This is a genomic window from Marinomonas sp. G8-14 (assembly GCF_055808935.1).
Genome location: NZ_CM147891.1, coordinates 4,428,485 through 4,449,243, shown reverse-complemented (window position 1 = coordinate 4,449,243; position 20,759 = coordinate 4,428,485). Strand labels below are relative to the sequence as shown.

Annotated in this window: 19 protein-coding genes and 5 pseudogenes; 9 read left to right on the top strand and 15 right to left on the bottom strand. The window is 42.5% G+C overall.

What is annotated here, in order from left to right:
- Window positions 1–58: 58 nt before the first annotated feature.
- The 5 genes and pseudogenes from AC0L6V_RS22765 to ectA form a co-directional block, all read right to left on the bottom strand.
- Window positions 59–1,501, bottom strand: coding sequence for an aspartate kinase (locus tag AC0L6V_RS22765; protein ID WP_265220618.1), 1,443 nt, complete (start codon window positions 1,499–1,501; stop codon window positions 59–61).
- A 92-nt stretch (window positions 1,502–1,593) separates the two neighbouring features.
- Window positions 1,594–2,337 (bottom strand): annotated as a pseudogene (locus AC0L6V_RS22760) (phytanoyl-CoA dioxygenase family protein); the annotation flags it as partial.
- Window positions 2,338–2,664: 327 nt separating this feature from the next.
- On the bottom strand, window positions 2,665–3,054 hold the full coding sequence (locus AC0L6V_RS22755) for an ectoine synthase (RefSeq protein ID WP_067013657.1): 390 nt from the start codon (window positions 3,052–3,054) through the stop codon (window positions 2,665–2,667).
- A 150-nt stretch (window positions 3,055–3,204) separates the two neighbouring features.
- A pseudogene (gene ectB, locus AC0L6V_RS22750) lies at window positions 3,205–4,519 on the bottom strand (diaminobutyrate--2-oxoglutarate transaminase).
- A gap of 117 nt (window positions 4,520–4,636) precedes the next feature.
- Window positions 4,637–5,146 carry a diaminobutyrate acetyltransferase gene (gene ectA, locus AC0L6V_RS22745; RefSeq protein ID WP_265220615.1) on the bottom strand — a complete coding sequence of 170 codons (510 nt, stop codon included), beginning with the start codon at window positions 5,144–5,146 and terminating at the stop codon, window positions 4,637–4,639.
- 441 nt (window positions 5,147–5,587) lie between these two features.
- On the opposite strand from ectA, the gene AC0L6V_RS22740 reads away from it, so the two are divergent.
- Window positions 5,588–6,946, top strand: coding sequence for a sodium-dependent transporter (locus tag AC0L6V_RS22740; protein ID WP_265220614.1), 1,359 nt, complete (start codon window positions 5,588–5,590; stop codon window positions 6,944–6,946).
- 63 nt (window positions 6,947–7,009) lie between these two features.
- On the opposite strand, the gene AC0L6V_RS22735 is transcribed toward AC0L6V_RS22740, so the two are convergent.
- Both AC0L6V_RS22735 and AC0L6V_RS22730 read right to left on the bottom strand, forming a co-directional pair.
- Window positions 7,010–7,249 (bottom strand): DUF2061 domain-containing protein, encoded by a 240-nt coding sequence (locus AC0L6V_RS22735; RefSeq protein WP_265220613.1) that lies wholly within the window; start codon window positions 7,247–7,249, stop codon window positions 7,010–7,012.
- 98 nt (window positions 7,250–7,347) lie between these two features.
- Window positions 7,348–8,277, bottom strand: a complete 930-nt coding sequence (locus tag AC0L6V_RS22730; RefSeq protein ID WP_265220612.1) for a MerR family transcriptional regulator — start codon at window positions 8,275–8,277, stop codon at window positions 7,348–7,350.
- A gap of 182 nt (window positions 8,278–8,459) precedes the next feature.
- Between AC0L6V_RS22730 and AC0L6V_RS22725 the strand changes: the two genes are divergently transcribed.
- From AC0L6V_RS22725 to AC0L6V_RS22705, 5 genes are all read left to right on the top strand, one after another.
- Window positions 8,460–9,470, top strand: a complete 1,011-nt coding sequence (locus tag AC0L6V_RS22725; RefSeq protein WP_265220611.1) for an NAD(P)/FAD-dependent oxidoreductase — start codon at window positions 8,460–8,462, stop codon at window positions 9,468–9,470.
- 22 nt (window positions 9,471–9,492) lie between these two features.
- On the top strand, window positions 9,493–10,473 hold the full coding sequence (locus AC0L6V_RS22720; protein ID WP_265220610.1) for a YbgA family protein: 981 nt from the start codon (window positions 9,493–9,495) through the stop codon (window positions 10,471–10,473).
- Window positions 10,474–10,488: 15 nt separating this feature from the next.
- Entirely contained in the window at window positions 10,489–11,085 is a 597-nt protein-coding gene (locus tag AC0L6V_RS22715) for a deoxyribodipyrimidine photo-lyase (RefSeq protein WP_418138634.1), read from the top strand.
- A 23-nt stretch (window positions 11,086–11,108) separates the two neighbouring features.
- Window positions 11,109–11,777, top strand: a complete 669-nt coding sequence (locus AC0L6V_RS22710; RefSeq protein WP_418138633.1) for a cryptochrome/photolyase family protein — start codon at window positions 11,109–11,111, stop codon at window positions 11,775–11,777.
- 277 nt (window positions 11,778–12,054) lie between these two features.
- Window positions 12,055–12,543, top strand: a complete 489-nt coding sequence (locus AC0L6V_RS22705; protein ID WP_265220607.1) for a MarR family winged helix-turn-helix transcriptional regulator — start codon at window positions 12,055–12,057, stop codon at window positions 12,541–12,543.
- Between the two features lie 74 nt (window positions 12,544–12,617).
- Here the strand turns inward: AC0L6V_RS22705 and dapB are convergent, their stop codons facing one another.
- The 3 genes from dapB to pomA form a co-directional block, all read right to left on the bottom strand.
- A complete protein-coding gene (dapB, locus tag AC0L6V_RS22700; protein ID WP_265220606.1) occupies window positions 12,618–13,418 on the bottom strand; it encodes a 4-hydroxy-tetrahydrodipicolinate reductase in 801 nt (266 codons plus the stop codon).
- 137 nt (window positions 13,419–13,555) lie between these two features.
- Window positions 13,556–14,548, bottom strand: coding sequence for a flagellar motor protein MotB (locus AC0L6V_RS22695; protein ID WP_265220605.1), 993 nt, complete (start codon window positions 14,546–14,548; stop codon window positions 13,556–13,558).
- A gap of 26 nt (window positions 14,549–14,574) precedes the next feature.
- Window positions 14,575–15,330, bottom strand: coding sequence for a flagellar motor protein PomA (gene pomA, locus AC0L6V_RS22690; protein WP_265220604.1), 756 nt, complete (start codon window positions 15,328–15,330; stop codon window positions 14,575–14,577).
- A gap of 175 nt (window positions 15,331–15,505) precedes the next feature.
- Here pomA and AC0L6V_RS22685 point away from each other — a divergent pair, with 175 nt between their 5' ends.
- The 3 genes and pseudogenes from AC0L6V_RS22685 (at window position 15,506) to dxs (ending at window position 18,556) form a co-directional block, all read left to right on the top strand.
- Window positions 15,506–15,748: an exodeoxyribonuclease VII small subunit gene (locus AC0L6V_RS22685; RefSeq protein WP_265220603.1), complete on the top strand. Its 243-nt coding sequence runs from the start codon at window positions 15,506–15,508 to the stop codon at window positions 15,746–15,748.
- Window positions 15,745–16,626, top strand: a complete 882-nt coding sequence (locus AC0L6V_RS22680; RefSeq protein ID WP_265220602.1) for a polyprenyl synthetase family protein — start codon at window positions 15,745–15,747, stop codon at window positions 16,624–16,626. The genes AC0L6V_RS22685 and AC0L6V_RS22680 overlap by 4 nt, the downstream gene beginning before the upstream one ends.
- Before the next feature lie 51 nt (window positions 16,627–16,677).
- Window positions 16,678–18,556, top strand: a pseudogene (dxs, locus tag AC0L6V_RS22675) (1-deoxy-D-xylulose-5-phosphate synthase).
- A gap of 60 nt (window positions 18,557–18,616) precedes the next feature.
- On the opposite strand, the gene AC0L6V_RS22670 reads toward dxs, so the two are convergent.
- From AC0L6V_RS22670 to AC0L6V_RS22650, 5 genes and pseudogenes are all read right to left on the bottom strand, one after another.
- Window positions 18,617–18,970: a succinylglutamate desuccinylase/aspartoacylase domain-containing protein gene (locus tag AC0L6V_RS22670; protein WP_265220601.1), complete on the bottom strand. Its 354-nt coding sequence runs from the start codon at window positions 18,968–18,970 to the stop codon at window positions 18,617–18,619.
- A gap of 203 nt (window positions 18,971–19,173) precedes the next feature.
- A pseudogene (sugE, locus tag AC0L6V_RS22665) lies at window positions 19,174–19,491 on the bottom strand (quaternary ammonium compound efflux SMR transporter SugE).
- A gap of 74 nt (window positions 19,492–19,565) precedes the next feature.
- Window positions 19,566–19,805, bottom strand: a complete 240-nt coding sequence (locus AC0L6V_RS22660) for a helix-hairpin-helix domain-containing protein (RefSeq protein WP_265220600.1) — start codon at window positions 19,803–19,805, stop codon at window positions 19,566–19,568.
- 71 nt (window positions 19,806–19,876) lie between these two features.
- Window positions 19,877–20,210, bottom strand: a pseudogene (locus AC0L6V_RS22655) (YnfA family protein).
- Between the two features lie 25 nt (window positions 20,211–20,235).
- The gene (locus tag AC0L6V_RS22650) at window positions 20,236–20,679 is read right to left on the bottom strand and encodes a GNAT family N-acetyltransferase (RefSeq protein ID WP_265220599.1); all 444 of its coding nucleotides are present in this window, start codon (window positions 20,677–20,679) and stop codon (window positions 20,236–20,238) included.
- Window positions 20,680–20,759: the final 80 nt, after the last annotated feature.

The window sequence follows — 20,759 nt, the reverse complement described above, 5'->3', positions numbered from 1 at the left end:
AAATGTCATTTCTAACATTTAGGGTTGGTAGTCTTCACTTGGACAAATTACTTATCGATTAGGACGCTAAACAGATAGCTCGACCATGATTATGCACTTCAACCAATTCTTTATGTAAGCTGCAGATGGCTTTTTCGTAATCTTCTTCATCGACAACAAACTGCATATCTACCTGACGCATAGATTGGTGCATTGCCAACACATTCACATTCTGTTCTGCAATGGCTTTTACCGCCTTCGCTAACATACCTGTGGTTTTCATATCACTACCTATCGCGGAAACAATCGCCACTTTACGTTGCGTAATCTCAGCGTCTGCAAAACGCTCATGCAATACTCTCATGACACGCTTCAAGGTTTTCAGGTTGATAGCCAAATAGTGTGTAATGGTATTCGCATTAATGTCTTTAGCGATGATATGCGCATGGAATTGTCTTAATACTTTAAGAATATCCACATCAAATTTATCGATATCACCTGCCATATCTTGATCGAACAGTTCCACGGCAAATACGCCACGACAGCCAGCAATGATCTCAACACAAGGTGCATCACTGACGTAATCACCAGTAATAAGCGTACCAGTATGCTCTGGCTCAAAGGTATTCTTCACACGCAATGATATACCACTTTGGCGTAAACCTTTCGCCGCTTTCGGATGAATCGCTTCCATCCCAAGATTAGCAAGCTGATCAGCGACATCGTAGTTGGTCCGACCTATTGGCACCGCTTTACTCTCACCAACCAAACGAGGATCGGCACTGCTTAGATGGAATTCTTTATGAATAACGGCTTCATGAGCTTTCGTCAGAACCGCAATTCGACTAAATGTCATTTCACTGTAACCACGGTCAAAAGTAGACATTAGACCTGTTTCACTGTGCGCATAACCTGTCGCAATAGGAAGCTCTTTGCTTAAATCGATATCTTTAAACGCATCTAGAATACGCTCATCAAGCGACATATGACTTGGACTATTCCAACCGGTCAAATCAACAAACACAGCGTTTACACCGTCGCGCTGTAAAAGGTGCGCGGTATTCCAAGCACTGTGTGCCTCGCCAAGACTGGCAAGCATTTCACGAACTGTCGCAAGGTGCTCACTAATTGAGAAATGTCCGTGTTGACAAAGACGATGCAAGTCTTCTAAACATTCTTGAGCTTCTTTCAAACGACTATTTAAAAAAGCATCCGCTTTATGGCGTAGCTCTCCCGCTTCAAATAGGCTGTGATTGATTGCCAACATTGAATTGCGAACATCTTGCAAAGCAGGAAACCAATTGTTTTGCTTGCGCTCCTGAGCAAACAAAGCAAATACACCTGCGTCACCCGTTTTCTTATGCTCCAACAGCTTATCTGTCATACCTGCATAAGCAGAAACAACGAATATTCGCTGGTACATATTATTCGCTAAAGTGGGTTTAAAAATTATATTATCTCTAACTGAACGGTAGTCACTCATGGACGTGCCGCCGATTTTCTCAACTGTATGTTGTCCCATCATTTTTCCAATTTTTAAGGGGCTAAAAGCCAACTTATGCCGAAATTTAAAACTGCCGCTATATTGTCATAAGGTTGCGGAAAATTTAAGCACTAATCGCTCTTTTTGAGGCCTTTAATCGACTTCCTAGCCGCGATGTATTCAGGCCTTGGCGCCGTATTACCAAACGGTAAAACCACACGATTCGACAAGGCATTGTAGACAAAAAATAAATTCGACCTAGGCGATGAAGTAATATTGCTATTTGAGCCATGTAGCAGATTGCAATCAAACAAAATAATTCTGCCAGGCTGACCAACAGCTGCTTCAATACCATTCTGCTCAATCAATGACTGCAATGAGACATCATCTGGAATGCCAACATCTTGTTTTTTAAGCGAAGAAAGGTAGTTATTGTCTGGTGTTTCACCAACACAAGATATAAACGTTTGATGAGAACCCGGAATCAACAACAAAGGGCCATTATGATAATCATTGGGAGTCAGTGTAATCGACATACTCAAGGCTCTCATACGCGGCATACCGTCTTCCGTATGCCATGTTTCAAAGTCCGAATGCCAGTAAAAATCTTTTCCACGAAATCCTGGCTTATAATTCAAACGCGTCTGATGAAGATAAACCTCGTCACCCAAAAGATATTCTGCAATTCGAACTAACCGTGGGTCTTGTGCGATACTCTGAAAAAAATGACTCAACTTATGAACATCAAACACCGAACGAACATCACCGCTACTCACTTCTGTAATACTTTCTGCTCTGTGCTTTATTTCATCACTGTCTCGTAAGCGCTGCATATGTCGTTGCATATCAGCCACTTCATGATCATCAAAAAGATCATCTAAGAATAAAAAACCTTTCTTTTCATACTGATCTAAAAGCGCTTCTTCGAGCGGCGCTTTTTTCGGTCATTGGAGTAAATAACGGGGTCTTGGCGATGAATGTGCGTTGGTGAAGAATACTGTCTAGAGGGATACACATCTTTTTGTTCTCCTCGTATGTTCTTTTTCACCCACTCTTCACTAGAATTTTTTTACTTGAAAGCTCTTGTTCCAAAAGCTTCGTATCATAAAAAACATTTCTTGCTAAAGCTGATGCCGACGCGGACATTATCGTACCCCCTCATCTACTCCTTCAATATTAACGAATTGATTTTATATGTATTCTTAATCCAACAGCTCGTAAGCGCCTTCGGAGTTATGTACTTCTTTGCCAGTAATAGGCGGATTGAAGACACAAGCCAATTTCAATTCTTTAAACGCTCGTAAGGTGTGTGCGTCGTGTTTATCTAGCACATAAACAACACCTGGCTTAATATGATGCTTTTGACCCGTCTCGCGACTTTCCACTTCACCTTCGCCAGAAATGCAATACACAGATTCAAGGTGATTTTGATAGTGCATATCAAAATCCTTACCTTCATAAATAGTCGTAATGTGGAAAGAGAAGCCCATATTGTCTTCTTTCAATAAAAGACGAGTGCTTTCCCAATTTCCGTCTGGAGACACAACACGGCGTTCGGTTTTTTCACATTCAGCTAAATCACGTGCAAACATTCTTTTCTCCTTATGATCCGAAGATCGCTTCATTGTCGGTAAAGCGTTACCGAAAGAAACTTGAGGTTTTTGACTTACTATTTACTTCACTCAAGTGTTCGACACAAAAGACCGCCCTCAAAATAAGAAGGCGGCTTTGTATAAGAGAGACTAGACAGCGATATCATAGTTCTCATCAAAATAACTTTTTGCCTCAGGCATATCGTCTTCTTTAGCACACACATCACGAATGGCATTCTCTAAAATATCAATACCTTGTTTTAGATCTTCATCACTAATAATAAGCGGACAAAGGAATTTAACGACTTGATCATCAGCGCCAGATGTTTCGATCATCAGACCATTCTGGAAGCATTTTTTAGTAATCTTGCCAGCCAACTCACCACTCACGCAGTTAATGCCTCGCATCATGCCTCGACCTTGAAGAGTGAAGTTACCCTCACCAAATTCATTGACGATCGCTTGTGTACGCTCATGAATGTACTCACCTTTACGCTTAATCTCTTTTTCAAACGCATCATCTTTCCAGTAAGTCTCAATGGCTACTTTAGCCGTAACAAAGGCAAGATTATTACCACGGAATGTACCGTTATGCTCACCGGGCTTCCACTCATCCAACTCAGGACGCATAAGAACAACTGCGAACGGCAAGCCATAACCACTTAGTGATTTCGACATAGTAACGATATCCGGCTTAATGCCAGCGTCTTCAAAACTGAAGAAGGTACCAGTACGACCACAACCCGCTTGGATATCATCAACGATTAGAAGAACACCGTGCTTTTTACAAACGGCTTCTAGATTCTGCAACCAACCAAAGCTTGCGGCATTAATACCACCTTCGCCCTGTACCGTTTCAACAATCACGGCAGCAGGCGTATCAACACCACTACTAGAATCAGATAGAACCTTGTCAAGATACTCAGTAGTTTCAATACCATCACCTAAATAACCATCAAAGGGTACGGTAGAAACGCCAGCACCAAGGCTAGTACCTGCAGCACCACGATGATGAGAATTACCCGTTACGGATAAAGCCCCTAAACTGCAACCGTGGAAACCATTGGTAAAACTGATGATATTTTCACGACCAGTGACATTACGTGCCAATTTCAGCGCTGCTTCTACGGCGTTAGTACCCGTTGGTCCAGTAAACTGCACCATATACTCAAGACCACGAGGCTCAAGAATGTGCTTTTTGAATACTTCAAGGAATTCACCTTTGGCTTTCGTATGCATATCTAGACCATGTGTAATTCCATCCTCTAGAATGTATTCCACCAATTTTTCTTTAAACACTGGATTGTTGTGGCCGTAGTTTAAAGTACCTGCGCCCGCCAAGAAATCTAGGTACTTATTACCTTCTTGGTCAAACAAGTGAGCCTCCTTGTGCACGGTGAAAAACGCGTGGGAAAGAGCGGGCATAAGACTGTACTTCTGATTCGATTTCGTCAAAAATTTTCATATTTTCATCATCCTTTAAGTGAATAAACTGTTGTTTTGAGCAATATGTTAGAAAGCAAAAACTGAGAACGACACTTTAGGACTCATCGCATTTCTAACTTATCTCCTGATAAATCCATCAGATCTCTGATTTCTTGAAAAAAGGACCGATCCTGACTAAATGTTCGGTATCGTGTAATCCTTTAAAATGATCTTTCTTATCAAACATTACAGATTCTTCTAAAGCCGCTTCTAACTGGTCTGCCAGTCGTCGGAACAAAGCCCATGAACCTTCATTTGATGCTGTAATACTAGTTTCAATGTAACGCACACCTGCACATGCTGTTCTTTCCAGTAGTGATAAAAGCATTTTTTTCGCTAAACCTTGCCCACGCGCCTTCTCACTAACCGCTACTTGCCAGATAAACAAAGTGTCTAGCTGATTGGGGATAATATAACCAGAGACAAATCCCAACATACTTCCACCCTCCACACTAGCAACAACCGAGGTTTCGTTGAAATGGCTTGCTTGTAGCAAGTTACAGTACACCGAGTTTGTATCCAGTGGTGGACAGGCTGCCACCAACTGATTAACAGCCATACCATCTATCGCACTGGGTTTAGTAAACACAATTCTTTCTGAATTCATAATTATATCCATTAGAAAACAAAGTATTTATAACCAGTTAAACTTATAAGCCGGACCGTTACCAAACATCGTAACCGCCTAAATAAAGAGGCTTAACGTCAATAAACTGATATTTAAAACAATTTAATTTGATGTCTAATCATTCTACATGAAATCAAATATATGTCCAGATATTTATTTAGAGAACTAACTATTACATGCGTAACCTTATTGATTGATAATTCATTTTAAAAGGTAAGGAACAAGCAAAATGATAGAAAACGCCACAAAAAAACATTTTTAGTTGCATATCCCTATCGAAATTCGGAAAATCCCGCCCCTACTCAGAGTTTTGCTTACCAGCAATATTTCGTGCTGGCAAAATAGGAAGCATAGGTATGGGTCAAAAAACCAACTCTGATCGCTGTTTATGTTTTTGCTTTCAACCATTTAGAGATAATTATGACAAATAAAACATCAATCCAGGACTCGTGGGCGAGCCGATGGATCTTTATTTTGGCAGCTACAGGTTCTGCTGTCGGTTTGGGTAACATTTGGAAATTCCCTTACATTACCGGCGAGAATGGTGGTGGCGCCTTCGTTCTTGTGTATCTAACTTGTATCTTACTGGTTGGTATCCCGATAATGATGGCCGAAGTATTTATTGGACGACGTGCTCGTAAAAATCCAATAAATGCATTAAGTGACGTAGCAGAAGAATCTGACAGTACTAAAAAATGGGGCCTAATTGGTGTCATGGGAATGCTGTCTGGCGTTCTAATTTTTTCTTTCTACTCTGTGGTTGGTGGCTGGGTACTTCACTACATAAAAGTCATGCTAACAGGCGAAATGAGTGGCATTTCATCTGATGAGGCAGGAACTGCCTTTGGTGCTCTTCTTGCAGACCCTGCCACTCTTCTAGGTTGGCATACCTTATTTAGCATCATGACCGTCGTTGTCGTTGCAGCAGGTATTAATAAAGGGATTGAAACCGCTACTCGCATTATGATGCCAGCGTTATTTGTTTTACTAATCATCTTACTTGGTTATGCAATGACGACTGGCGGTTTTGCTCAAGGCTGGAACTTTATGTTTCATTTTGACTTTAGCAAACTCACATGGAACGCAGCGCTAATTGCTTTGGGTCATTCTTTCTTCACCCTATCTCTTGGCATGGGAACCATTATGGCTTATGGTTCTTATATGACCAAAAAAGCCTCTATCGGTAAAACAGTTTTGACTATTGGTGCACTGGATACTCTAGTGGCTCTAGTGGCTGGTCTTGCTATATTCCCGATTATCTTCTCAAACGGTATGGATCCAGCCGCAGGCCCAGGCTTGATGTTTATTTCACTGCCTGTAGCTTTTGGTCAAATGCCTTTTGGCCAGTTGTTTGGCACTCTGTTTTTCGTGTTAGTCGGTGTTGCTGCATGGACATCCGCGATTTCTTTACTAGAGCCAACTGTTGCCTTTTTGGTAGAACGCTTGAAAATGAAGCGAGTTACCGCTTCTATTGGTTTAGGCGTGATTGTTTGGGGATTGGGGATTGCCTGCCTAGGTTCGTTTAACTTTATGGCTGACGTTACTTTCTTCGGCAAAAACACATTCGATTTCTTAGATTACATTACTGCCAACATTATGTTGCCACTAGGTGGTATTTTGATTGCATTGTTTGCTGGCTGGATAGTGAAAGATAAGTTTGCAAAAGATGAGCTAGAAACCTCAGATACGATCTACAAGTTGTGGAACTTTTCGATGAAGTTCACAGCTCCGATCGCGGTTGCTGTAGTATTGTACTTCTTATTAAATCCTATCAAATGATTTAATGAACACGCCCCCACCGGAACATTACTCTGGTGGGGCATTTTTAACGTCTGTAAAAAATCACATCGATCTTAGGGCGTAATTTTCCCCTGCAGCCTGAATAGTGTTGCTCAACTCAGAAGCCACATTGGTCTGTTGAATTTTATTCCAAATAGTTTCATGAAAATAAAACGCGACCGTATTAATAGCGGGTTCCACTATCGCCACCAAGCCGCCAACCAACAAACTGCCAGTTATAAGGTACGCGACCGAAAACGCTATCGAAAAGTGCATTACCGCAAAAGTCATTGTTTTAGCCATGTTGAGTCTCCTGTTGATTTACTATAGAGACTAAGGGAAGGCTTAATATAAGAAAAATATATTATAGATATTTATCTAATAGCTTTTTACTTTCAATGTCACACTTTACCCAAGAAATCCACTACGCCCTCTAAAAGCTCAGAATAAACATTTACTTGCGCAACCTCAGGCATAGCAACTTCACGAGTCGCTAACCAAAAGCTTGGACTTATGACACCAACAGGCCGTCGCCATTGCTGTATTTGCTGTATAAAGTCAGTCACTTTATTAGCAAATTCATTTTCACAAAAGACTAATACAGACCTTGGATTTATTGCCTCAACAAGGCTAGACCAATCTTGACTGTGTTGTATATTTGGCACCACACGACACGACACCCCCTTATCAAGTAAGATAGCCGCTGACATATAGCACCATAAGATACGCTGAGACGACAGACCAGTTATTAGCATCTTAGGTAAGCTCTTTTTCTGAACGTTAAAATGACTTTGTCGCGTCATTAGGCATGACAATATGACCGATTCAGAAAACGCTAAAAACGCCCCTTTCCCTAACTGCTCAAAGCTCGGTAACAACCAATCTCGTATCGCAATTTCAGCAGGATATTGAGAAAAAATTTGCTGGTACATCTGTTCGATCTTATCAGCCTGAAACATTTTTGCGGCATGGATTAAAGACTCTTGCCACTCCAACCATTCACTGGAAGGTAAGACGCCATCGAATGCAGCGCCTTGTTCTAATAAAGCTCTTACCTTACTGACAGCAACACCCTGCTGAACCCAGCGCAATATACCCTCTACACGCAACACATCAGTCTGGTCATAAAGTCTATGCCCTTTTGCTGTACGCTTCGGCTTTAACAAACCATAACGCCGCTCCCAAGCCCTAAGCGTGACAGAGTTCACCCCCGTTTTTAAGGATAAATCTCGAATAGGAAAATACCCTGAACCACTCGATAACGCAGATTCATCTAAAACCTCTTGGGAGGCTTCACCGTGTGTTTTTACCGCTTGATTCGATCGACTCATACATTTTTCCAACAAATCATCACTCATATAAGGCAATTCACCTATTGTGACCTAAACTTCTATAACCACCAAAAACGACGCCAATAAAACTATACAAATTTTTTTGTACAATCCAGTTGCTTTTCTTATACAGTTTTCTATATTGTATAAGAAAAGCAACATGGACACTGGGAAAAAACGAAATGAACACATTATCTACCGGTCAAGTTCACACTCCAACGTTTGATATTGCCATTATTGGTGCAGGCCTTGCTGGCAGCTTATGTGCGCATTTGCTATCCCAGTCTGGCAAAACGGTATGTGTCATTGATAAGAGCCGCGGCAGTGGCGGTCGGGCAAGCAGCAAAAGAATAGACGATGATCATAGCTGCGATCTTGGTACGCCTTACGTTGTTGCTAAGCAGCCCGAAGTGATTGAACTCTTCAAACAACTGACTAAAGAGCATGTCGCTGCGCCATGGAAACAACTCAATAAAGCGGATACTCAAGCCTTTGTGGGTGTTCCCAAAATGAGCGCTATTACACGTCATTTGCTAGGTAACACACATTTCATCACAAATACTCGTATCCAACACTTAGAGCAAATAACAGAAAAAAACCAGCAACCACACTGGCAACTAAGAGACGATAAGTACCAACCCATTGTGATAGCGAAAACCATTATTATCGCAGCACCAGCACCGCAAGCGGCCTCAATATTAGCCACTCACAGCGAATTGGCGGTACTCCTACTTAGAGCAAATCAAGCAAGCGCTTCTTATCAATCACAATGGGCAATGTGGTTAGAAACAGACACATGTGATCTAAATGCGCTTATTGAACCGAAAAATTCACTAATCAAACGCATGATTAAAGACAATTACAAACCCATGCGTCACAGTGAAAAAATAGATCGTTGGGTCATTCAAACTCATCCAGATTGGACTAAACAGCACCTTGATCATGATAAAGAATGGGTCACCCAGACACTTCTGCAAGCCTTTGCAGACATAACCGAACACAGAGTACTAAAACACGGTGAGCCACATCGTTGGTTCTTCAGTCGATTTACCGAAAATAAAGGCAATAACGCCTTTGCTTGGTCAGCAGAAAACAACGTTGGATTGGTTGGTGATTGGCTATGTCAAGGCGACGCAGAAGGCGCATTACTCAGCGCGCTCTCACTTATTCAATACATTAAAGACCCAAAATAGAAGAATATTGGAGGATTCAACTATGACGCACTCGCAACCGTCACCGGATCAATTGCCCCATAAAATCCCAGTTGGAATCAGCTCTTGCCTACTCGGAGACAATGTTCGCTTTAATGGTGGCCATAGTCATTCAGACTATTGTGACAACATACTCAGCCAATATTTTGACTACCAGAAATTTTGTCCTGAAGTGGCGGCCGGCTTCGGTACACCTCGCCCAACGCTACGACTAGAGGGCGATCCTAACTCACCAAGAATGGTTTTCAGCAAACATTCTGATCAAGATGTTTCTGATGTTTTCATGGCGGCGTCTAACCAGTACCTAGAAAAACTAGACCATTTAGACGGCTATATTTTGATGAAAAAGTCACCAAGTTGTGGCATGGAACGAATCAAGGTTTATCAGGAAAATGGTCACCCGCACATGCAAAGAAGTGTCGGACTTTTTACCAAAGCACTGAGACAACGCTATCCATTGCTACCGATTGAAGAAGACGGACGTTTAAATGACCCCGCACTGCGTGAAAATTTTTTGCTGCGAGTCTTCACTCATCATGATTTTCGTCACAGCATGACTGCTGATGCTCGGATGAAAGACCTGATCGCCTTCCACAGTCGTTACAAATACATGGTCATGGCCCACTCACAACCTACTTATCGTCAGCTTGGACGCATGCTCTCAGGTAATGACCCAAGACCTTTTGATGAATTAAAAACGGCTTATTTTGACATTTTAATGACCACACTATCAAAACCAGCCGAACGCAAAAACCATTGCAATGTTCTTATGCATCTAGTGGGGTATTTAAAGCACGCTGTAGATGTATCGGTGCGCAACGATATTTTAGATGTGGTTGAGCAATACCGACGCGGCGAAGTTAACCTTGCCACTCCCGTTACTTTACTTCGTCACTACTTAAAGCATTACGGCAGTGAATATGTAAACCAACAAAGCTACTTTATCCCCTATCCATCGCCTCTTGGTATTCGTAATACAGTTTGAAGGTAACACAGAAAAATGAACATTGAACATCTGGTTTGGTTAAGAAACGATCTTCGTTGTCTGGATAACCCTGCGCTCTATTTCGCCTCACTCGAAGCGGGCAAGGCAGAGCAAGGCATAGCGGTTATCCTAACCCCTACACCAATACAGTGGGAGAAACATAACGAATCAGACGCAAAAACTGGCCTTCGCGCTGGGCTGATGAAGTCTCTTGCTAACACCTTAGCAACACTAGGCATCCCGTTGCATGTTATTGATGCCGACACGTTTGACCAACTCCCTGAAGCCATCACCACTTTCTGTCTCAACCACAATATCAAACATCTTTGGTTTAACCGCGACTTACCGATTCACGAACAGCAGCGCGATCTAGCAGTGTGTGAACAGTTACAGCAACATCAGATTCACACTCACGTACAAGCGACTGACATCATTGTTCCGCAAGATGTGCTGAGTCAGCAAGGTACGCCATTTAAAGTCTTCACACCCTTTTTCAACAAATGGATAAGTCTGCTTGCTCAACAAGATAACACACCGATGCCAATGCCTGAGCCCCAAGCAGAGCCGCTGCCAGAAGCCCAGCTTAAATTTGACATGGGAAAAACCATTTAGAGACGATCTATGGCCAGCCGATCATGACACAGCAAAACAAAAACTTTGGCAGTTCTGTCATCACAAAGAACGCCATTACCAAACTGCTAGAGATTATCCCATTGAAGCCCGCCACCAGCACATTATCACCTTATCTTGCCTTAGGTGCTTTAGGGCCAAGACAATGTTTAGAGGCCATTCTCTATATTTGTAACCAAGAAGGAAGACGCTGGCAAGAAAGTATCTGGCTAAAAGAGCTTGCATGGCGTGACTTTTACCGCCAGTTGATGAGCCATTTTCCTTTTCTTTGCATGAATCGACCATTCAAGCCAGAAACAGATGCCCTGGTATGGAGAGAGAACGAAGAAGAATTTCAAGCATGGTGTGAAGGCAGAACAGGCTTCCCTATTGTTGATGCAGCCATGCGTCAATTAAACCAAACGGGGTGGATGCATAACCGCTTAAGAATGATCACTGCCAGCTTTTTTACCAAACTAATGTTTGCCGATTGGCGCAAGGGCGAGGCTTACTTCATGAGTAAACTCATTGATGGAGAGTTCGCGGCAAACAATGGTGGATGGCAATGGAGCGCATCCACCGGATGCGATGCCGCTCCTTATTTCCGTGTTTTCAACCCCACAAGACAATCTCAAACTTACGATGAAAATGGAGATTTTATTCGACGCTTTGTTCCGGAGGCTCGCCAAACTTGACGCAAAATCCATTCATGACCCTAAACCTGAACAAAGAAAACGCTGCCACTACCCTATACCTATCATTGATTATAAATCAGCAAGGTTAGCGGCTATTGCGGCGTTTGACACAATAAAAGATCGTTAGGATAACGGTGTTTTTCTGTTGTCCATAGCGAGATTATTGGCAAAAACGAAAAACACCTATATACTTTGAACTGTAACTTTTCAAACTAATCTTTTACAGATCAAAACAAAACCCTATAATCCGTAAAATTTTCGGGATTACTGAATACATATGCCTAACTCACCACAACACTTACACGACGTTTTAGTCCATCTACGACGCATTATTCGCGCTACTGATCTTCAATCAAAGCGTGTAGTAAAAGCTTGCGGATTAACGATTCCACAAATTATGGTACTGCGTTCTATCGAAGCACTTGGCGATGTAACGGTTCGCAAGATATCGGATAGTGTCTCATTAAGCCAAGCAACCGTGACAACCATATTAAATCGTTTGGAAGATCGAAAATACGTAGAACGAGTTAGAGCACAAAAAGACAAACGAATTGTCAATGCACGACTAACAGAGTCCGGACTTGAAATACTCAAAACAACGCCACCATTACTTCATGAAAAGTTCATTGACGAGTTTGAATCACTAGAGGGCTGGGAACAAACTCAAGTCCTTTCATCATTACAACGTATTGCTATGATGATGGACGCAGAAAATCTCGATGCTGCTCCACTATTGGATATTAATTCTCCTGACGCTATGGCTTAGCACATATCAGAATTAACAAAAAATGGCCGCAACGATGCGGCCATTTTTTGATCTTATATAATGCTATCAAACCATTATTTTAAATTCAGCACATCCTGCATATCATACATACCTGCAGATTTCCCCTCTAACCAGCTTGCTGCACGTACAGCACCTTTGGCAAAGGTCATTCGACTACTAGCCTTGTGAACAATCTCAATACGCTCACCTTCAGTCGCAAACCAAACGCTGTGCTCACCAACAACATCGCCCGCGCGAATGGTCTCAAAGCCAATTTCTTTTTGAGTACGGGCACCAGTTTGGCCTTCACGACCATAGACAGCACATTCTTTTAAATTGCGTCCTAACGCTTCAGCAACCACTTCCCCCATACGTAATGCCGTACCAGAAGGTGAGTCGACTTTGTGACGGTGATGCGCCTCTACAATTTCCACATCATAATCATCACCCAAAATCTGCGCAGCAGTCGCCAATAGCTTAAGCGTTAAATTCACACCAACACTCATATTAGGGGCAAATACTATAGGCGATCGTTTTGCTGCTTCATTTAGTTTTGCTTTTTCAGCGTCATTTAAACCCGTTGTTCCAACCACGATGGCTTTTTGATGTTTAGCACAAAAAGCGGCATTTTCTAACGTTAACGTCGGTGTGGTAAAATCAATTAGAACATCAAAATCATCCACACAATCAGCCAACGACGCAACCGCAGCAACGCCCAATTTTCCAACCCCAGCAATCTCGCCTGCATCGGCCCCAATCAAACTACTGCCAGGCTTTAAAATAGCCGCGCCCAAAAAAACACCATTAGCGTCATTAATAGCGGTAATTAAATTTTTTCCCATGCGCCCGGACGCGCCAATAACTGCTACTCGCATTTGTCTGTTTCCTCAATTTTGTCTGCGCAAACCATAGCAAAAATTCTCTTGAATCTCAGCATTAAAAATCAACAACTCGCCATACAAACAAAAAAAGAAGCCGAAGCTTCTTTTTATATATCTACGCGCTAAAACGCCTAAAAGATTTCATTAGGCCGCAACTCTTCAACATTGTCCAAACCAAACTCAATGGCGCCATCGGAAGGAACATCATCCACCGTCGTCCGCATAGTCGGACGAGAGGTGTCATTTTGCTTAATCACAATTTCAACACGCCGATTTGTGGCGCGGTTCACTGAGGTGTCATTTGGCACCAAAGGACGGGTATCCGCATAACCAGTCACGGCAAAACGATCCTGATTAAGAATTCCAGTTGAAAATAACTCTTCAGCGACAGAAATGGCTCGGGCAGAAGATAGCTGCCAATTCGAGCGAAAACGACGGCTGTCAATCGGCACATTATCCGTATGCCCTTCGACTGAAATTGTCCCTTGAATACCTGCCAAGACATCACGAATTAAGTCAATAACAGGAATAAAGTCGTAATTTAGCTCCGCAGAACCGGACTCAAACGATCCTTTGTCCTTAATCCTTATCGTGATTGTCTGCTCTTGCGTTTCTATTTCGACTGTACCTTTTGAAATCTCTTCACGCATCACTGAGGCAATCATTTGCGCATCGCCCTCTGTTTCTTGAATTTTTTTCTCTCGATCAAGATCCGCGTTAGATTTATCCACAAAAGTAACTGGCGAAGGGGAGCCGGAGTTATTTTGCTCTTTCAATTCCGCATCACCAGGCTTACAAATAACCTCAAGCGTATTTTCAGGAGTACTGTCTACTTTTTGCCTCACTTCATTAATCGGTGTTGGCTCAGGTCGACCTGGACTAAACTCTTGGGCAATTATCGACGTTCCCATCGGAATTGAATCTGCTTTCAATTCACTCTGCACACCAAACGCTGCTTTCAATGAACCAGCAAGCTGCTTAAATTTCAACACATCCATCTCAGCAAACGACAGCAAAAGTACAAAGAAACACATTAACAACGACATGAGATCCGCAAACGTTCCCATGTAAGCAGGTAAGCCCTCTACACATTCGGGGCAATCTGACTCTTCTTCATCACTCATTATCGAATCCGTTTACAACTAAAATATTATTCACGTTCAGTTCGCTTGCTTTCAGCAATATAGGTTTTTAAAGCACCATCCAAAATACGAGGGTTTTGGCCTGACTGAATGGCAAGCAAGGCATCCAAAATAAGCTTCTGACAAGTTAACTCCTCATTAGCACGAATGTTTAACTTAGCTTGAATGGGCAAGCACACCATGTTTGCTAACATCGCACCATAAAGAGTGGTCAATAAGGCAATAGCCATCGCAGGGCCGATAGCCTTAGGGTCGTCCATGTTAGCCAGCATCTGCACCAAGCCGACCAGTGTCCCTATCATCCCCATCGCAGGGCCAACATCACCAAAGGCTTTAAACACTTTAGCGCCAGCCGTATGACGAAGATACGACTGGTTCATATCTTTAGTTAATTGGCTTTTCACAACATTACTATCATGACCATCCACCAACATTTGAATGCCTTTTGACAAAAAAGGGTGTCCAACTTCTTTTCCTTCTAAAGAAAGCAACCCCCCTTTTCGTGCTTCATCGGCTAATCCGTATATTTCATCGATCAAAGTATCTAACGGAACGCTTTTAAACATAAACGCTTTTGCCGCCACCTTACCCGCGCTAAGAAACTGGCTTAAAGGATATTGCATCAAAACAACGAAAGTAGATCCGACCAAAACAATCAACGTGGATGCTGTATCAATAAACATTCCCGCTGACCCACCAACAAAAATGGCGGAAATAATTACTATAAAAGACCCAACAAGTCCTATTAACGTTGCGATATCCACACACGTCTCCTGACAAAAAAGCTATAATACGACCAATTAATGCTAGTGATTCTATACGAAACAAAGACAAAGGATGACATCTTCTTACAGGATTTTTGTAATTTTCATTAACACTCCCTCGAACAATGGGCAATTTTCTGTTACAAAACGTAGGTTCAAAATAAGAGTAGTCATCATGTCACGTAAAACAAATGTCCGCCATTTTGAAGAGAACCTCAGCGAGTTGGACACGCTGGTCACACAACTTGAATCGAATCAGCTCTCACTCGAAGAAGCATTAAAAGCCTTTGAAAAAGGCGTAAAGCTTAGCCAAGAATGTCAAACGGTCTTAACACAAGCTGAGCAAAAGGTTCAAATTTTGCTAGAAAAGCAAGATGGTGAACACCTAGAAACCTTTGATCCGGAATTAAATTCGTGACGCTAAACGATTTTTCTAAATACGCCCGTCAGCGCGTAGATGCATACCTTACGCAAAATTTAGACCAATATAAACCCGCAGATCATTTACAGGAGGCTATGGCATACAGCTTATTTAATGGCGGCAAACGCGTTCGCCCTATGTTGACCTATGCCGCCGCTTCCTTATTTGGTGAAGCAAACAGTCTTACAGATGCTTGTGCAGCAGCCATTGAGTCAATCCATGCCTATTCCCTAATCCATGACGACCTTCCAGCCATGGACAATGATGACTTACGCCGTGGCAAACCTACCTGTCATATTCAGTACGACGAGGCGACAGCCATATTAGCAGGCGATGCATTACAAACGTTTGCTTTCGAATTATTAAGCGACACCAAGCACCAAAACATAAAAATCCAGCTACAATTAATTCAAGAACTGGTTGTCGCTTCAGGTCGCCATGGCATGGTCACAGGACAAATGATTGACCTAGCTAACGTGGGCAAAGATATCGATATCAATGCGCTTGAGCAAATGCACCAACACAAAACCGGCGCGCTCATTCGTGCCAGTATTCGTATGGGGGCAATCAGTACTGGCGCTAATAACGAAGCTGAATTGGCCGCATTAGACGCTTATGCGATAGCGATTGGACTCGCCTTTCAAGTGCAAGATGACATTATTGATATCACCAGTGATACAACCACACTAGGTAAAACACAATTTTCGGATGAGGACGCAAATAAACCAACTTATCCTAAGCTGCTTGGTTTAGAAGGTGCTCAATTACTTGCTCAACGCCTGCATGAGCAAGCCATAACTGCGATTTCACCCTTTGGTGACGCTGCTCAACCTTTAGTTGAGCTTGCGAACTATATTATTGGCCGCAACCACTGATATACTTACCCGCTTTTTTAGACTAACTAATATGTGACCAAACCTGTGCCCATGTTCGAAGAGATACCTACAGCGCGACCTGAAACACCACTGCTTGATCAAGTCAATGCTCCAGCTGACTTGCGCGCTTTTAAAAAAGAGCAACTACCAACGCTTGTTCGTGAGTTACGAGAGTTCATGCTTTATAGCGTCGGGCAAACTGGCGGACATTTTGGTGCAGGACTGGGAGTTGTTGAACTCACCGTAGCCCTTCATTACTTATACAACACACCTGAAGACCGCATCGTTTGGGACGTCGGCCATCAAGCTTACCCTCATAAAATTCTAACAGGCCGTCGCGAAGCCTTGCTTAATATACGTCAAGAAAATGGGATCTCAGGATTCCCAAAACGCGATGAAAGTGAATACGATACGTTTGGCGTTGGTCATTCTAGTACATCAATTGGTGCAGCGCTTGGCATGTCTCTTGCTGCACGTCAGTTAAAAACAGGCCGCAAAGCTGTTGCTATCATTGGTGATGGTGCCATGTCAGCAGGCATGGCCTTTGAAGCGCTTAATCATGCAGGCGATGTCAAAGCCGATATGCTGGTCATTTTGAACGACAACGAAATGTCTATTTCCAAGCCTGTAGGTGCATTATCCAGCTACTTTGCTCGGATTTGGGCGAGTAAAACTTACGACCATATTCGTGAAGGTGGGCGCAAAGTGTTCTCAGGGCTACCCTCTGCCCTTGAGCTGGCTCGTAAAGCAGAAGAGCACATGAAAGGCATGGTATCGCCCGGCATGATGTTCGAGGAGCCTCGGCTTTAATTACATCGGCCCTATTGATGGTCACGATATGGATCACTTATTAACTACCATATCAAATCTAAAAGATCGAAAAGGTCCTCAATTCCTTCATGTCATTACAAAGAAAGGCAAAGGCTTTGAACCTGCTGAAGGCGACCCTATCGGCTACCACGCTATCAATAAGATAGAACCTGACCCGAAACCAAACGAAGAGAAAAGCAAACTGCCAAAATACTGCAATGTTTTTGGTAAATGGATATGTGATGCGGCAGAGCAAGACGATAAGCTGGTTGCTATCACACCTGCTATGAAAGAGGGTTCAGATCTCATTGATTTCGCAGAACGCTTTCCAGAACGATATTTCGATGTCGCGATCGCCGAACAACATGCCGTAACGCTAGCCGCTGGCATGGCATGCGATGGCATCAAACCTGTGGTTGCTATCTACTCCACGTTTCTGCAACGTGCTTATGACCAGCTTATTCACGATGTGGCACTGCAAAATCTTGATGTTTTATTCGCCATTGACCGAGCTGGATTAGTGGGCGAAGACGGTCCAACACACGCAGGTGTTTACGATTTAAGCTATCTTCGCTGTATCCCTAATATGGTGGTAATGGCCCCATCTGATGAAAACGAATGTCGTAGAATGCTCCAAACTGGTTATCAGTATAAAGGCCCAGCAGCGGTTCGCTATCCTCGTGGCACAGGTCCAGGTATCGACATTGATAGCGCCCTAGATACGCTAGAAATCGGTAAATCACGAACCTTAAGAACAGGACAATCAGGTATCGTTATTTGTGCTTTTGGCCGACCGACTTATGATGCGTTGCAAGCGGCTAAGCATTTTGATGCCACCCTTCTTGATATGCGTTTTGTTAAGCCACTTGATAAGGAAGCCTTGCTGGCTCAACGCACAGCTAAATTGATTGTTACTGTGGAAGAAAACGCCATCATGGGCGGTGCGGGTTCTGCAGTAAGTGAGTTTTTACTTGCTAACAACATCAACACTCCAGTTCTTCATCTTGGTTTACCGGATCAATACGAAGAACATGCCAGCCATGCCTCCATGTTGAAACGCGTAGGACTGGATGCAGAGGGCATTCAAAAGTCTATTGAACTGAAGCTCAATCATTTATAGTTACGCTATTAAAAATAAGGCCAGATTATCTGGCCTTATTTTTTTAGTCTATGAAGATATTTACAATTTTGACGACTTATAATCTCGACAAGACATCACAATTTTTTTAGAAAGCGTCATCGCACTGTGGCTCTTATGATAAGCCGCTTCATTAATAAACAATGGATAGGCGGTATAATCCCTCTGCCAAGTAATTTTTTCTCCTGCAAACGTTTCCATTACCACCTGACCTGGCTCAATCGGTTGAAAGTCTTTCTGATCAACATGCAGAGAAACCATACCTTCCCTTTGTCCATTTGCATCGATTGGCAAACGTAAATTTTCAGAATATTGAAAAGCATCGTATTCATCTGGTATAACAAAACCCTCTCCACTATTACTCAGCGCAACAAAGTCCAAAATATGCTTTGTCATCGATTACGATATCGCTACAATATGTATTATTCTACTGACCACATTCGTAGTAAGTTATCGAGAGAATTTTCGACTTGTGCGAAGAGAAACATAAAAAAATGCCTCTATATAAAAGCATTAAATAAACTCACTTATGACATTAAAATAAAACCTAACGCTAAAAAATCTAGCGCTATGTTTGAATAATAAGAAGCTACTGTTAATTAAGAACTAGTCAATTTCAAACCCACTACTCCAGCGGAGATTAAGCCAAGACTGATTAGCTTTAATGTCTGGGCTGATTCATCAAACAACAAAATACCCAGCATTGCTGTGCCAACCAAACCTATGCCAACCCATACTGCATCAGCCACACCCACAGGTAATATTTTCATCGCCAAACCAAGTAATACAAAGCTAACAACCAATGACAAAATAGTCCCTATTGAGGGCTATAACTTGGTAAAGCCCTCGGTATATTTCAAGCCAATAGCCCAACTTACTTCCAATAACCCTGCAATGACTAGAATAAACCAGCTCATGTTATTAAGGTCGTCCTCATTATTAATTAGAGTGGTGAGGTCGTCCCCACATCATTAGGCTTTAACATTAGATTTTAAGAAACGCCCTGTCTAGCTCGAACTATCGCAGAATCTACAGCAGACAAAGCCTGCGGACTATTTTTCCAACAGGTTGTTCTCAACATCGAAGCAACCATGCCGGCGATATCTTTTGCTTCATAAGCAGCCAGTTTTTCGAATGAATCAATACCGATTTCTTCAAAACGCTTAATAACAGTAGGCCCAACACCTTTCAATTCAAGTAATGCTTTTTTCTCTTGCTCTGAAAATGCCATGTTTAAAATCTCTCCCTCAGTTAACACTTACCCTTTAGATCTGTCCGTTTAAAACTATCAATTAAACCATATTATGTAGTCCGTGGCGCAAACATAATAATAGCCATGCCTAACAGTGCTACTGCAGAGCCCCACCATGTCCCACGTTGTCGGGCGAATACCGTCAACCACCCACAACCATAAAACCGCCATAAAGATATAAACACCGCCATAAGCCGCATAGACTCTTCCTGATGCCGTTGGATGCAACGTCAGAAGCCAAGCAAACACAGCCAAACTTAACGCCGCAGGTACTAATAACCAGATCGTTTTATCTTCACGCAACCAAAGATAAGGTAGGTAACAGCCAACAATTTCTGCCAATGCTGTCAGCATAAAAAGACCTATTGTTTTTAACTCAAGCAAAAGAACCTTCCTTCTAGTGATGTGATCAACGCGCCAAGCTCATAGGCACAAAGCGAATACCATTGAAATCAGCCTCACTGCCTGTAGCCTCAAACCCATACGATTCATAAAAACCAACCGCATTCACTGAAGAGCGCAGGCTAATTTCTTTAGCTTCTGTCGTATTTAATAAAGCACTAAGGAGTCGCTTTCCTATTCCCTGACCTTGTACCGATTTAGACACAAATAAGTGGGTAAGATAATTGCCATCGCGTAACGCACCAAAACCCACGATCTCGCCAGCAAAGACGACTTTAAGTGTCTGAAAACGCGCTGCATCAAACGTTGTAATAATATCTGGCAAAACACGCGCTTTGTACTCAGCCTTACCTTGATCATTAAAATTAGGCAACACATCCACAGCAGATACTTGGCCAATAAAGTGCTTAACAAGTTCCAAATCAGCCATATCAACTTTCTGAATATCCATTTCTACTCCGTAATTACTGAATCTATAGTCGACAGTGTTTTACCAAAAGATGTCAGTTTACAAGCAAAGTGAATAATACA